The following is a 13,574-nucleotide window of genomic DNA, read 5'->3' as shown; positions in this document are numbered from 1 at the left end:
GGTCCCTATCTAGGGAACGCAAAGGAGTTAGTGACATGGGTGGTCTTTCCCTTCCGCACCTGATCGTGCTTGCGCTGGTCGTGCTGATCCTGTTCGGCCGTGGTCGCATTTCCGAAATGATGGGCGATTTCGGCAAGGGCATCAAAAGCTTCAAGCAGGGCATGAACGACGAGGACAACAAGCCGGTCACGCCGCCGCCTGCGCAGATCCAGCAGCAGCAGGTGCCGCCTCCGGCACCGGCGCCTGCGCCGACCTCGACCGATCAGGCTCAGTAAGCTGCTGTAAGACAAGGCGACAGGGCCGTGTTCGACATCGGCGCGTCCGAACTTCTGGTGCTGGTCATCGTGGCGATCGTCGTGATCGGCCCAAAGGACCTGCCGATGGCACTGCGCACCGCAGGGCGGTGGGTGGCGAAGATGCGTCGCGTTTCCAACCACTTCAAGTCGGGCATCGAAACCATGATCCGCGAGGCGGAAATGGAGGAGATGGAGCGCAAGTGGAAGGAACAGAACGAGCGGATCATGCGCGAGACTGCGGCTCAGGAAGCCGCCGCCGAAGCGCAAGGCCAGACCGTGGCTGCCGCAGAGGACCAGAACGATCCGCGCCCGAACCCGCTGCCTTCGGATGCGCCACCCTCTGCCGCAGATCCGGTGATGATCGGGCCGATGCCGCCTGAGGAAAAGACCGCCAGACCGGAAGCTCCGCTGCCATGATCTCGGACATCGACGAGACGCAGGCCCCGCTGCTCGACCACCTGCTGGAGTTGCGCACGCGCCTGCTGCGCTGTGTCTATGCGCTGGCGATTGCCTTTGCGGTCAGCTTCTACTTTGCCGACCAGATCTTTGCGCTGCTGGCGCAGCCGCTGGTCCATGCCTTTCCGCCGGGGCAGGGCAAGCTGATCTATACCAAGCTTTACGAAGCCTTCTTCGTGGAACTGAAGGTTTCCATGTTCGCGGCGTTCTTCGTCAGCTTTCCGGTGATCGCCAACCAGCTCTGGGCGTTCGTCGCGCCGGGGCTCTATGCGCGTGAGAAGCGCGCGTTCCTGCCTTTCCTGTTCGCGACACCGGTGCTGTTCACCGCAGGTGCGAGCCTTGCCTACTTCGTGGTGATGCCGACAGCGTTCAAATGGTTCCTCGGGTTCGAGGGTAACAAGGGCGGCCTGCAGTTGGAGGCACTGCCGGGAACGGGCGATTACCTCAGTCTGGTCATGCAGTTCATCCTCGCCTTCGGGATCAGTTTCCTGCTGCCTGTGCTGCTGATGTTGCTGAATCGCGCGGGGATCGTCAGCCGCGACCAGCTGGTCAAGGCGCGGCGCTATGCGATCGTGGTGATCTTTGCCGTGGCGACGGTGGCGACGCCGCCTGACGTCGTTTCGCAGCTGATGCTGGCGATTCCGCTGCTGATCCTGTTCGAGGGAACGCTGCTGCTCATGCGCTTTACCGAAAAAGCCGATGCAAAGCGCAAGGCTGAGGAAGGAGCCGAAGCCGCTGCACTTGCGGCTGGCGAGACGCCACCCCTTCTTCCGTAAAAGGAAACGGGGGCACACAGGCCCCCGTTTCGGTACTTATAACTCAGAGCCTCGCAAAGCTCGCGAAACCTCAGGTGAGAGGGCGGGTTCCGCGACGCAGCCGTTGGGCAGCATCCGGAAAGAGCGCCCCCAAGCCTTCCGCGTCGCCACCCTAACGCTTTGAAGGCGTTTCGGTTTCCACCCCTTTTTCGGCGGACCAGACCTTGCCCCCGCCAATCCACGTTTCCAGGACTTTCGTCTCCCTGAGCTGTGCAGGATTTGCGGTGAGTGGATCGGTGTCGACCAGCACGAAGTCTGCCCTAAGACCGGGCGCAAGGCGGCCGAACCGGCTTTCGGCAAATCCGGCATAGGCAGCATCGACAGTATAGGCCGCCAGTGCTTCGGCGGGCGTCACGCGCTCCTGCGGCTGCCAGCCACCCGCGGGCTGATTGTCCGGTCCCTGGCGACTGACAGCAGCGGCAATCCCCGACCAGGGGTCGGCCACTTCGACCGGCGCGTCAGACCCGAAGGCAAGACGCACGCCAGCGGACTTGAGCGATTTCCAGGGATAGGCGCCGGCAAGGCGGTCCGGACCGAGCCTCGCTTCGGCCATCACGCGGTCAGAAGTCTGGTGAATCGGCTGCATAGAGGCGATGGCACCGCTCGCCGCGAAACGGGCGATGTCGTTCGGATCGACGATCTGGGCATGTTCGATACGCCAGCGGCGATCGCCCTTGTAGGTCTCGGAAAGGTCGGCGATTGCGCCGATGACGGTGGCATTGGCCTGATCGCCGATAGCGTGGATCGCGACCTGGAAGTTGTCCATCGCCGCGCGGCTCATCAGGTTGCCGAGCTGGGTCTGGTTAAGTTGCGGGAGCCCGCGCGTGGCAGGCGCATCGGCATAGGGCGCTTTCAGCCAGGCACCGCGCGATCCCAGGGCGCCATCGACATAGAGCTTTACGCCGTTGAGCCGGAGCCGGTCTTGATAAAGCCAAGGCGAGGGGCCGGGGCCGCCGATGAGAACCATCTGCTCGGTGCCGCGGGCATAGGCCATGATGCGAACATAGAGCTTGTTGGCATCGCCGGCGCGGCGATAGGCCTGCCAGTCCTCGATTGCGGTGCCCATGTCGGCCACGGCGGTGACACCCCGCTTGAACAGGATCTGCTGGGCATTGGCGAGCGCGAGATCGCGGTCTTCGGGGCGAGGCGCCGGGACCTTGCTGCCGACGAGCTCCATTGCGGCATCGACCAGCACGCCCTGCGGGCTGCCATCGGGGGTGCGTTCGACCTTGCCGCCTGCCGGGTCCTTGGTCGAAGACGAGACGCCTGCAGCCTTGAGGGCTGCGCTGTTGGCCCAGCCGGCGTGGCCGTCAACCCGCTCCAGCCAGACCGGGCGGCCACCAGTGACCGCGTCGAGTTCGGCAGCGGTGGGGAAGCGGCCGAGTTTCCAAGCTTCCTGATTCCAGCCTCGCCCGATGATCCACGGACGGTCCGGGTGCTCGGCACTGAACTTGGCGATGCGGTTCAGCGCATCGGCAAGCGAGGTAGTGCCGGATAGATCGAGGCTCAAGGCGGCGAAGCCGATGTCCATCACGTGAACGTGCGCATCGATCATGCCCGGGAGCATGACGCGGCCCTTGCCATCGATGTGGTACTGGTAATCCTTGCGCGGTTTCGGCTTCTTTTCGCCGGTATGGATCACGCGCTTGACGACGCCCGCGCTGTCGAACAGCAGGCCGGTGAATTGCTCCACCTGGCCATTGGCGCCGATTGTCGTGCCGCGCACATTGTCGACCAGGGTATCGGCATAGGCGGCTGGAGCGGTGGCGAGAAGCAGTGCAGCGAGGGTGAAGCGCTTCATGCCTTCTTCGCCCGGCGCGGCAGGCGACGGATAAGCGCCGAGGTATCTTCACGCCCATGGCCCATGGCCTGCACGTCGACATAGAACTGATCGACCAAGGCCGTTACCGGCACGCTCGCGCCAAGGTTTCGTGCCTCGTCCATGGCCAGGCCGAGATCCTTGCGCATCCAGTCGACCGCGAAGCCGAAGTCGAATTCGTCCTTGGCCATGGTGTGGAAACGGTTGTCCATCTGCCAGGACTGCGCAGCTCCGCCCGAGATCGCCTCGAAGACCTTGTCGAGATCGAGATGGGCGATCTGGGCAAAGCGGATCGCTTCGGACAGCCCGGCCAGCGTGCCGGCAATGCACATCTGGTTGGCCATCTTCGCGGTTTGCCCGGCACCGGACTTGCCGACATGGACGACGCGTTTGGCATAGGCAGCAAGGATCGGGCGCGCGGCATCGACAGCCTTGGCGCTGCCGCCGCACATGATGGCAAGGGTGCCAGCTTCCGCGCCTGATTGGCCGCCGGTCACGGGGGCGTCGACGCAGAGCAGCTCCTTGTCGCGGCCCTCGACCGCGATCTGCCGGGCGATGCGGGCCGATACCGTGGTGTGATCGATGTAAAGCGCGCCGCGCTTCAGCGTCGAGAACACGCCGTTAGGGCTGAGCACGACATCGGCAAGATCGTCGTCGTTGCCGACGCAAGTGATGACGGCATCGGCTCCGTCTGCGGCTTCGGCAGGGCTGGTGGCGATGCGGAAGGAAATACCGGGATTGGCCGCCGCCCAGGCTTCGGCACGCGCCGTGGTGCGGTTGTAAATCGTGAGAGTGTGTCCCGCCTTGCCGAGATGCCGCGCCATCGCGCCGCCCATTACGCCAAGGCCAAGGAAGGAAACGTTTGCGGGGGCAGCTGCTGGCCCGGTCGATGCTGGTGTCTGGTCGCTCATGATGCGCATTCATATCCGGTTTGCTGCCGAGTGCCAGTAGCTCCGTGCCAGTAGCCGCTTGCCTGCAGAACAGGGGCAAAGCATAGCGGTTAGCGATGCAGCGCTTGATCGACCTTACCTCCCGCGTCGCACGGTTTGCGTTCTGGCCGGCTTTCGCATTTGCGCTCATTATGGCTGTCCTGCCCAAACCTCCGAGCCTGCCGATCGACAGTCTGGGCGACAAGTTTGCGCACATGCTGGCGTTCTTCACGCTCTCGCTGCTTGCTGGCGTCGGCTGGCCGAGGGCATCGTTGCTGCGTGCTGCGTTGTGGCTTTCAATTGTCGGGGCTGGCATCGAAGTGGTGCAACTGATCCCGTTCCTCCACCGCGACTCGGACTGGCGTGACTGGGTGGCGGATAGCGCGGCCATATTCGTGGCAATGGTTCCGGTGACCGGTTTTCGCTGGTTCGCTGTCTCCCGCGCCGAATCCGGTAAAGCTTGAGGTTTTCTTGGGGGCCGCTTTCCGTTAGGGCGCGGCCATGGAAAACGTAGCGCTCAAGCCCGCCATGCAGGGAGATTCCCTGCTGACCCTCGCCGATGTTCGTGCCGCGGCGGAGCGTATTTCGGGTCAGGTTGTGCGGACGCCCACGCTTTACAGCAAGACGCTCAGCAACATCACCGGGGCCGACATCTGGCTCAAGTTCGAGAACCTGCAGTTCACTGCCGCCTACAAGGAGCGCGGCGCGCTCAATGCGCTGCTGCAGCTGACCGAGGAGCAGCGGTCGCGCGGGGTGATCGCGGCGTCGGCCGGGAACCATGCCCAGGGCCTGAGCTATCATGGCACGCGGCTGGGAATGCCCGTTACCATCGTGATGCCGCGTACGACGCCGACAGTGAAGGTGATGCAGACCGAATCCGTGGGGGGCAAGGTCGTTCTCGAGGGCGAAACCTTCGATGAAGCCTATGCACATGCGCGCAAGCTCGAAGGCGAACTGGGCCTGACCTTCGTCCACCCGTTCGATGATCCGCGCGTGGCAGCCGGGCAGGGCACCGTCGCGCTCGAAATGCTGGAAGACGCGCCGGAGATCGAGACGCTGGTGGTTCCGATCGGCGGCGGTGGCTTGCTGTCGGGCATGGGCACTGCTGCGCGCGGCATAAAGCCGGGCATCGGGCTTGTTGGCGTTCAGGCGCAACTGTTTCCGTCGATGTATGCCAAGCTCAAGCATCTCGATCTGCCTTGCGGTGGCGATACGCTGGCTGAAGGCATTGCCGTGAAGGAGCCGGGCGAGTTTACCTCGAAGGTTCTCGCCAACATCGTCGATGATGTCGTGCTGGTCAGCGAAGCCGCTCTGGAGAGTGCGGTTGCGGTGCTGCTGCAGATCGAGAAGACCGTTGTCGAAGGTGCGGGCGCAGCCGGGCTGGCCGCCGTGATGACACACAAGAAGCGGTTTGCCGGGCGCAAGGTCGGCATCGTGCTGTGCGGCGGCAATATCGATACGCGCCTGCTGGCCAACGTGCTCCTGCGCGATCTGGCCCGCTCGGGCCGGCTTGGCCGCCTGCGCATCACGCTGCAGGATCGCCCCGGCGCACTGTTCAAGGTGGTCGAGGAGTTCAACCGGCACCAGGTCAACATCCTCGAAGTCTGGCACCAGCGCATCTTCACCTCGCTTCCCGCCAAGGGGCTGACGGCTGAGATCGAGTGCGAGGCGCGGGACCGTGAGCAGATCGACAGGCTGGTCGCAGGGCTGCGTGCCAAGGGCTACGATCTGGAGCAGGTTGAGCTGGGCTGATACAGCCAAGCCGCCTCGCTCGGCGTTAACCTTCGGGGCGAGGACTGTCCTGCGAAGGGACTCGTGCCGTCGGCCATGGCCAAATCGCCATTCCGGTCAGGAAATGGCGCGAATTTGTGCATGAAAGGTAGTTAACGGGCTTTTAGGATTTGCCTGGCTGAGGCATGTTTGTTGCTGACACGCCGGATAGTCCGGCCTCAGGAGCACAAGCCCCGCCGTGACCGCGCCCGTTCGCTTCCCGCGCTTTTTCGTCACCAGCCCCGCGCCGTGTCCGTACCTGCCGGGGCGGAGCGAGCGAAAGGTGTTCACCGAGCTCAAAGGCCCCAACGCGGACGAGCTGAACGATGCGCTGGGCCGCATCGGATTCCGCCGCAGCCAGACTGTTGCCTACCGCCCCAGCTGCGTCGAATGCACTGCCTGCATCTCGGTGCGGGTGGTCGCCAATGCGTTTCAGGCCTCATCAACGCAGAAGCGGATCTGGAAGCGCAACCGCGATCTTGTCGTAAGTGTGTGCAAACCTTGGTCAACTCCGGAACAGTTCGAGCTGTTGCAGCGTTATCTCGCCGTGCGTCACCCGGGCGGGGGGATGGCCGCCATGGACGAGATGGATTTCGCGGACATGGTGGAACACACCCCGGTCAAGAGTTACGTCATCGAATACAGGGAGCCGACCACCGATGGTTCGCAGGGCAGACTGGTAGGGGCCTGTCTGACCGACGAGCAGGGCGATGGTCTCTCGATGATCTACAGTTTCTACGATCCACAACACGAGACGCGGTCCGGGCTTGGCACTTTCATCATCCTCGACCATATCCAGCGAGCAGGCCAAGTCGGCTTGCCGTATGTCTATCTCGGCTACTGGGTCGAAGGATCGGAGCGCATGCAATACAAGGTGCGCTTCCGCCCGATGGAGAAACTGGGCCGCGATGGCTGGGAACGGTTCGAACCTGCTGAACAGGCCAGCGCCATCGAGCGCGCCGTCACTGCACGGCAAGGCGCTAATGCCGATCTGCCGCGAAGCGGCATCGAAGGGAGCCTCAAGGACGGGGTTCATGGGGCGCAGGAGCGCTACGCCCACACCTGACCTCCCGCTCGCGCGCATTCTGGCGGCGGTCTTGCTGCTTGCTCTGCCGACGCAGGCCTTGGCACAGTCGCGTGATGCGGATCAGGAGCTTGAGGCCCTGATCCCCGACTCGGCGCTCGATAATGCGGATACATGGGCGCTTGATACCGAGGCTGCTCGCACCGGCGCGCCGGCTGCGACCGTGATCGAGCAGATCGAGGCCGATACCGCCATGCCGGATATTCCCGGCATGACCATTCCGTGGCCGGACGGGAGCGAGATTCCCGATATCCAGCCGCTCACGCCCGATCCCGATATCGACGTGGCCGAACAGTCCACCGATGCGGCGGTCGATGCCCTGCCCGGGCAGGAAGAGGGTGACGTGGCGGCCAGCGTCCGGCTGGCTGATGCCGACGTTTCGCGCGTGGGCAAGCAGGTGGAGGTCGCGTTTCCCAGCGGCAAGGACGCCATTGCCGATGCGGGCGACATCGTCGACCGGTTCGCCGGACTTTCGAGCCTCAAATCCTTCGACGACGATGAAGACAACCTTGCCCAGATCGTCCGGCGCGCCAGAACCGATCGCGAGACGCTGGCCGAGGTCATGCGCGTTTACGGCTATTACGATGCGCAGATCTACCAGACCCTCGGGGGACTCGAGGATCGCGCCGAGGGCGAAGCCACAGGGCCGATCGATGTCGAGAAGGTGGTCGTGCGCTTCGACGTGCAACCCGGACCACAATACAAGGTCGGCCAGATCGCGCTTGGCGATCTTTCCACGACAGGCCCGGATTATGAGGCTTTGCGCGGGGCCTTCAAGATACAGCCCGGGGACGCGATCAATGGCGACAGGATCGTGGCCGAGCGCCTCTCGTTGCAAACGGCATTGGGCGAGACAGGCTACGCCTTCGCCAAGCTTGGCGATCCCGACCTGCTGATCGACCATGAACGGCGCGAGGGCGACCTGACGGTGCCGGTAACGCCGGGCGGGGTCTATCAGTTCGGCAAGATCAACTCTTCGCGCGACCGCTTCCTGAGTGCGCGGCATCTGCAGCGGATCGCGCGATTCGACCCGGGCGATCGCTTCAAGCGTTCGGAAGTGGACGATCTGCGTCAGGCAATCCTGGCGACCGGACTTGTTTCCTCGCTGACCGTCGAGGCACGCGAGGTGGCAAAGCCTGACGGGCAAGCGCCAGGCACGGTCGATGTCGACGTAACGCTCACCCCTGCACCCCTGAGGACCATAGCCGGGCTGATCGGTTACTCCAGCGGTGAAGGCTTCCGTGTCGAGGCCAGCTGGGAGCACCGCAACTTCTTCCCGCCCGGAGGCATGGTGCGCGTACGCGGAGTTGCCGGCACGCAGGAGCAGCTTGCCGGCCTCACCTTCCGCCGCAACAATTTCCTGACGCGCGATCTCGTGCTCAATGCCGATCTCTATGCGCGCAATCAGACGAGCAGCGCCTTCGAGGCGCGCACCGTTTCGTTCACTGCCGGGATCGAGCGGCAGCAGACGCTGCTGTTCCAGAAGCCGTGGGTGTTCTCGGCAGGGATCGAGATACTGGCCACGGGCGAGCGCGATGCGGCGGCGATCCTCGCCCGCCAGGCGCGCAAGACCTATTTCATCGGCGCACTGCCGATGCGCGCAGCCTATGACGGCAGCGATGACCTGCTCGATCCCACACGGGGTTTCCGCGTGGGTCTGCGCGTCTCACCGGAGATCTCGGTGCAGAACGGCGTGAAGTCGAGTTATGGCAAGGCTCAGCTCGATGCGAGCTATTACCAGCCGGTAGGCGAGAAGCTGGTCGTGGCGGGCCGCGTACGGTTCGGCACGATTCTGGGCACAGACATCACCAACATCGCGCCGTCGCGCCGGTTCTATGCCGGCGGTGGTGGATCGGTGCGTGGGTATGGCTATCAGCTGATCGGCCCGCGCGACACCGCAGGCGAGCCGAGCGGCGGCCGCGCCCTGAGCGAATTCTCGCTCGAGGCGCGCGTGAAGACCGGGCTGCTGGGAGGCGCAGTGAGCCTGGTGCCGTTCGTCGATGCCGGTGCGGTGGACACCACGGCGACCCCGCGCCTGCGCGATATCAAGGTCGGCGCGGGCATCGGCCTGCGTTATGAAACCAACTTCGGACCCATCCGCATCGATCTGGGAACGCCGCTGAACCCGTCCAAGGGCGACAGTCGCATCGGCGTCTATGTCGCGCTGGGTCAGGCTTTCTGATGGCGGACGATGTGCCTCTGCCAGAGCAGCCTGCAGCCGAGCCTGCAAGGCCGGTGCGGTCGCGCAGGTCGCGCTTCGTGCGTGGCGCGGCGCGACGGGTGGCGATCCTGTTCGTGGCGGGCATCGCGCTGGTGCTGGCTGCCCTGGTGGTCCTTGACTCCTCGCTCGGTCACCGTCTGCTGGCAGATCGCATTGCCGCGATCACGCCGGGGTCGGGCCTGCGGATCGAGATCGGCCGGATCGATGGGTCCATCTACGGAGCCGCGAAGCTGCGCGACATCAGGGTGAGCGATCCGGAAGGGGTTTTCCTGACAGTGCCCGAGGCGGAGCTGGATTGGCGGCCGCTTGCCTGGCTCAGGACGGGGCTCGACGTGCGGTTGCTTGCCCTTCATCGTGGCGTACTGCGCCGGGCGCCCCGCCTGCGACCAAGCGAAGACCCTGATGCGCCGATTCTCCCGAATTTCGACATTCGCGTCGACAGACTGGTCATCGACAACCTGACGGTATCTCCGGCCATGGCAGGGCAGAAGCGCCGGGTGGACGTGGTTGCCAAGGCGGATATTCGCGGGGGCCACGCCATCGTGGACGTCAACGGCCGGGTCGCAGGCGATCGCGTCGTTTTCAGGCTGGACAGCGAACCCGATCGCAACAAGTTCGATCTCCAACTCGCCTATGATGCGCCACGCGATGGCATGATGGCCAAGATGTTGGGCGCCGATGGCGACATTCGCGCGCGTGTTGGCGGCAAGGGCGGCTGGACCCGCTGGGACGGCGTGGCGTATGCGACCATCGGTAAAGAACGATTGGCCGCATTTCAGCTGGCAAATCGCGCTGGAGCCTACAGCCTTGGCGGGCAGGTCTGGCCGGGCAAGATGCTGAAGGGCACGGCAGCGCAGGCAGTCGGACAGACGCTATCGCTGCTTTATGACGGGACTTTTGTTGACAAGGCGTTCGAGGGCACGCTGCGTGCGGCGGGAGATGCTTTCAAGGTAAGGGCCGAGGGCAAGCTCGATCTTGCGAACAACGAAGCCGAGGATCTCAAGGTGCGGGCACTGGTGCTCAGGCCCGAACGGCTTATGACTGCGCCGCAGCTTTCCGGTGTCGCGATCGATGCTACTTTCAACGGCGCGTTCTCCGATCTCTCCATCGAACATCAGGTGGCGGTGCAACGGCTCAAGCTCGGCACTCTTGATGCGCAGGGCCTGCGCTCGTCCGGCACGGCGACATGGGACGGCAAGCGGTTTGTCCTGCCGCTGAATGTCAGCGCGCAAAGGGTCGTCACTGGCAACGCAATGATCGATCCTCGCTTTCCCGGTGCGCGCGTGAACGGTGACTTGGTTTTCGCCGGTAATCGCCTGACCTCGGACAACCTCGCGCTGACGATGAAAGGCCTGGCCGCGCGCCTTGCCCTGAGCGGCGACATGGCGCGCGGAGGTTATGCTCTGGCGGGGCCGGTGGTGGCACGAGGATTTGCGATCGAAAACCTCGGTGCGGTCGACGGTACGGCCAAGATACTGTTCAAGATCGGCAATGGCGTGCCGTGGACCCTGCAGGCAAACCTTGCCGGGCGCATGACGCGGATCGACAACGCCACCTTGCAGACGCTGACCGGCGGTGGCGTGCGGTTTACTGGCGGACTTGCTCTTGGTGAGCGCATTCCCGTCACATTCCGCAAGGCACGGATAAGCTCGGCCAAGCTGCAGATGGCGCTGGATGGCAAGGTGTTGCCCGGTGGTGCCGCATCGCTGCGCGGCAGTGGCCGTCATGCCGACTATGGCGCCTTCACGGTGCAGGCGGCGATGACCAACGAAGGTCCGAATGCAGTGCTGGTATTCGCCAGCCCGCTTCCCGCAGCAGGACTGAAGGACGTTCGCGTGGCGCTCTCGCCCATTGCCGACGGCTTCCGCATCGAGACGGCGGGCGATTCCACGCTGGGGCCGTTTACGGGGACACTGGGCCTGTTCATGCCTCCGGGGCAGGGCACCCGCATCGATATCCAGCAGTTCCGGGTCTGGCAGACGGACGTGACGGGCGGTGTGACGCTCGGCAATGATGGCGTTGCGGGTCAGATCGCGCTGGCAGGGGGTGGCTTGAATGGCACGGTATTGCTTAGCCCGCGTGAGGGCGGTCAGGGCTTCGATGCCAATGTCATCGCCCGCAACGCCCGGTTCGGCGGGGCGCGGCCGCTGTCCATCGGCAATGCCAAGATTGACGCAACCGGCCTAATCAAGGATGGGCACTCGACCATCGAAGGCACGCTGCTCGCCGAAGGCATCGGCATGGGCAAGATCTTTATCGGCAAACTTGCCGCTTCTGCCTATCTGCAGGACGGCAGCGGATCGGTGACCGCTTCGGTCTCGGGCCGGAGAGGTACGCAATTCGCGCTGCAAGGGACCGCGGCCTTCTCGCCCGACCAGATCGTGACCTACGTCTCGGGGGAGTACGCCGGACGGCAAGTCAGAATGCCCCGCCGCGCGATCCTGACGCGCGAGGGGGAGGGCTGGCGCCTGTCGCCCACCCAGATCGGCTTCGGGCGAGGCATCCTGATTGCCGAAGGCCATGTTCTGGGCGGGCCTACACAGCTGCGTCTTCTGCTTTCGCGCATGCCGCTTTCGGTGGCGGACATTGTCGTGGCTGACCTTGGCCTCGGCGGCGTTGCCTCAGGCATCGTCGAGTACAACAACGACGGGCAGGGTGCGCCTTCGGGCAATGCTGCGCTGATGGTGCGGGGGCTGTCGCGGTCGGGGCTGGTCCTCACATCGCGTCCCATCGATGTGGCACTTGTCGCAAAGCTTGATCCCGACGCCCTGCAGATGCGAACCGTGCTGCGCGATGGCAACGACATTCGCGGTCGGCTCCAGGCCGTGGTAAACGGCCTGCCGCGCGGCGGCGGCTTCATGGACCGGCTCGAAAGCGGGCGGCTTGCCGGGCAACTGCGCTATTCCGGTCCTGCAGAATCGCTCTGGCGCCTATCAGGCGTGGAGATATTCGATCTTACCGGGCCATTGGGCGTGCGGGCCGATATCTCGGGTTCCATCACCGCTCCGGTACTGCAGGGCGCGGTCGCCTCGAAAGGGTTGCGTGTGCAGAGCACGCTTACCGGCACCGATCTGCGGCAGGTGGAACTGGCAGGAACCTTCACCGATTCCCGCCTGCAACTGGCCCGATTCTCCGGCGTGACCACGAATGGTGGCAGGGTCAGTGGGAGCGGCTCAATCGGGCTTGCGGAATTGTCCGAACATGGCCCGACCATCGATCTCAAGCTCTCTGCTCGCAATGCACAGCTGATCTCGCGCGATGACATGGCCGCGACCGTGACCGGCCCCTTGCGCATTGTGAGCAATGGCGTGGGCGGAACCATCGCCGGCCGGGTGAGGATCGAAAGTGCGCGCTGGGCACTGGGCCGGGCCAGCGCGGTGCAGGAACTGCCGGTTATCGCCACGCGCGAGATCAATGCCCCTGCCGATGCTGCGCCCGCCAGAGCCGCCGCAGCGCCGTGGCGCTTTCTGATCGACGCGTCGGGCGCCAACCGCATCGATGTGCGGGGCCTGGGCCTTGAAAGCGAATGGGGCGCCGATATTCGCCTGCGCGGTACGACCGCCGCTCCGCAGATCATCGGCACCGCCGACCTGGTGCGCGGCGGCTACGAATTTGCCGGCAAGCGCTTTGAACTGACGCGCGGACGCATACGCTTTACCGGCGAAGTCCCGGTAGACCCGCAACTGGACATTGTCGCCGAGGGCGATGCCAACAATATCAATGCCAAGATTTCGATCACCGGAACCGGCAACAAGCCGATCATCGCATTCTCCTCAACGCCCTCGCTGCCTGAGGAAGAACTGCTCAGCCGTATCCTCTTCGGCAGCTCGATTTCGCAGATCTCCGCGCCCGAAGCTGTGCAGCTGGCATCGGTCCTGGCCAGCCTGCGCGGCGGCGGCGGGCTCGATCCGATCAACAAGCTGCGTGCTGCGATCGGTCTCGATCGCTTGCGCATCGTCGGGGCGGACCCGACAGTGGGATCGGGGACCAGCATTGCCGTGGGCAAATATATCGGGCGCCGCTTCTTCGTCGAACTCGTGACTGATGGCGCGGGCTACAATGCGACCTCCGTCGAGTTCCGCATAACCCGCTGGCTTGCGCTGCTCGGTACGGTTTCGACGATTGGCGATGAAAGCCTCAACCTCAAGGTCAGCAAGGATTACTGATTGCGCAAAAGCGAAAGG

The 13,574-nt window shown here is 64.3% G+C and carries 10 protein-coding genes; 8 read left to right on the top strand and 2 right to left on the bottom strand.

Annotation, left to right across the window (positions count from 1 at the left end):
* Positions 1-35: 35 nt before the first annotated feature.
* From AX703_RS23965 to tatC, 3 genes are read left to right on the top strand one after another with little or no spacing between them, the layout of a single operon-like run.
* On the top strand, positions 36-275 hold the full coding sequence (locus AX703_RS23965; RefSeq protein WP_039334189.1) for a twin-arginine translocase TatA/TatE family subunit: 240 nt from the start codon (positions 36-38) through the stop codon (positions 273-275).
* 27 nt (positions 276-302) lie between these two features.
* Entirely contained in the window at positions 303-713 is a 411-nt protein-coding gene (gene tatB / locus AX703_RS23960) for a Sec-independent protein translocase protein TatB (RefSeq protein WP_062347761.1), read from the top strand.
* Entirely contained in the window at positions 710-1,528 is an 819-nt protein-coding gene (gene tatC / locus AX703_RS23955) for a twin-arginine translocase subunit TatC (RefSeq protein ID WP_062347759.1), read from the top strand. The genes tatB and tatC overlap by 4 nt, the downstream gene beginning before the upstream one ends.
* 151 nt (positions 1,529-1,679) lie before the next feature.
* Here the strand turns inward: tatC and AX703_RS23950 are convergent, their stop codons facing one another.
* Both AX703_RS23950 and AX703_RS23945 read right to left on the bottom strand, forming a co-directional pair.
* A complete protein-coding gene (locus AX703_RS23950; protein ID WP_062347757.1) occupies positions 1,680-3,368 on the bottom strand; it encodes an amidohydrolase in 1,689 nt (562 codons plus the stop codon).
* Positions 3,365-4,297, bottom strand: coding sequence for an NAD(P)-dependent oxidoreductase (locus AX703_RS23945; protein ID WP_062347803.1), 933 nt, complete (start codon positions 4,295-4,297; stop codon positions 3,365-3,367). The genes AX703_RS23950 and AX703_RS23945 overlap by 4 nt, the downstream gene beginning before the upstream one ends.
* A 95-nt stretch (positions 4,298-4,392) precedes the next feature.
* On the opposite strand from AX703_RS23945, the gene AX703_RS23940 reads away from it, so the two are divergent.
* The 5 genes from AX703_RS23940 to AX703_RS23920 all read left to right on the top strand — a co-directional run bounded on the left by AX703_RS23940 (position 4,393) and on the right by AX703_RS23920 (position 13,556).
* A complete protein-coding gene (locus AX703_RS23940; protein ID WP_062347755.1) occupies positions 4,393-4,779 on the top strand; it encodes a hypothetical protein in 387 nt (128 codons plus the stop codon).
* 37 nt (positions 4,780-4,816) lie between these two features.
* Complete coding sequence (locus AX703_RS23935; RefSeq protein ID WP_039334181.1) at positions 4,817-6,067, top strand: threonine ammonia-lyase; 1,251 nt, start codon at positions 4,817-4,819, stop codon at positions 6,065-6,067.
* 217 nt (positions 6,068-6,284) lie between these two features.
* Positions 6,285-7,151 carry an arginyltransferase gene (locus AX703_RS23930; RefSeq protein ID WP_062347753.1) on the top strand — a complete coding sequence of 289 codons (867 nt, stop codon included), beginning with the start codon at positions 6,285-6,287 and terminating at the stop codon, positions 7,149-7,151.
* Complete coding sequence (locus tag AX703_RS23925; RefSeq protein WP_231735678.1) at positions 7,120-9,351, top strand: autotransporter assembly complex family protein; 2,232 nt, start codon at positions 7,120-7,122, stop codon at positions 9,349-9,351. The genes AX703_RS23930 and AX703_RS23925 overlap by 32 nt, the downstream gene beginning before the upstream one ends.
* On the top strand, positions 9,351-13,556 hold the full coding sequence (locus AX703_RS23920; RefSeq protein ID WP_062347751.1) for a translocation/assembly module TamB domain-containing protein: 4,206 nt from the start codon (positions 9,351-9,353) through the stop codon (positions 13,554-13,556). Before AX703_RS23925 ends, AX703_RS23920 begins: the two co-directional genes overlap by 1 nt.
* The last annotated feature ends 18 nt before the right edge of the window (positions 13,557-13,574 follow it).

Source organism: Novosphingobium sp. CCH12-A3 (assembly GCF_001556015.1).
GTDB classification, from domain to species: domain Bacteria; phylum Pseudomonadota; class Alphaproteobacteria; order Sphingomonadales; family Sphingomonadaceae; genus Novosphingobium; species Novosphingobium subterraneum.
Note: the sequence above shows the minus strand (reverse complement) of the source record. Positions and strands in the feature narration are given on the sequence as shown.

Coding starts and splice junctions, on each gene's coding strand:
- AX703_RS23965 (WP_039334189.1), top strand. CDS start 36: ATGGGTGGTCTTTCCCTTCCGCACCTGATCGTGCTTGCGCTGGTCGTG.
- tatC (WP_062347759.1), top strand. CDS start 710: ATGATCTCGGACATCGACGAGACGCAGGCCCCGCTGCTCGACCACCTG.
- AX703_RS23950 (WP_062347757.1), bottom strand. CDS start 3,368: ATGAAGCGCTTCACCCTCGCTGCACTGCTTCTCGCCACCGCTCCAGCC.
- AX703_RS23945 (WP_062347803.1), bottom strand. CDS start 4,297: ATGAGCGACCAGACACCAGCATCGACCGGGCCAGCAGCTGCCCCCGCA.
- AX703_RS23940 (WP_062347755.1), top strand. CDS start 4,393: ATGCAGCGCTTGATCGACCTTACCTCCCGCGTCGCACGGTTTGCGTTC.
- AX703_RS23935 (WP_039334181.1), top strand. CDS start 4,817: ATGGAAAACGTAGCGCTCAAGCCCGCCATGCAGGGAGATTCCCTGCTG.
- AX703_RS23925 (WP_231735678.1), top strand. CDS start 7,120: ATGGGGCGCAGGAGCGCTACGCCCACACCTGACCTCCCGCTCGCGCGC.
- AX703_RS23920 (WP_062347751.1), top strand. CDS start 9,351: ATGGCGGACGATGTGCCTCTGCCAGAGCAGCCTGCAGCCGAGCCTGCA.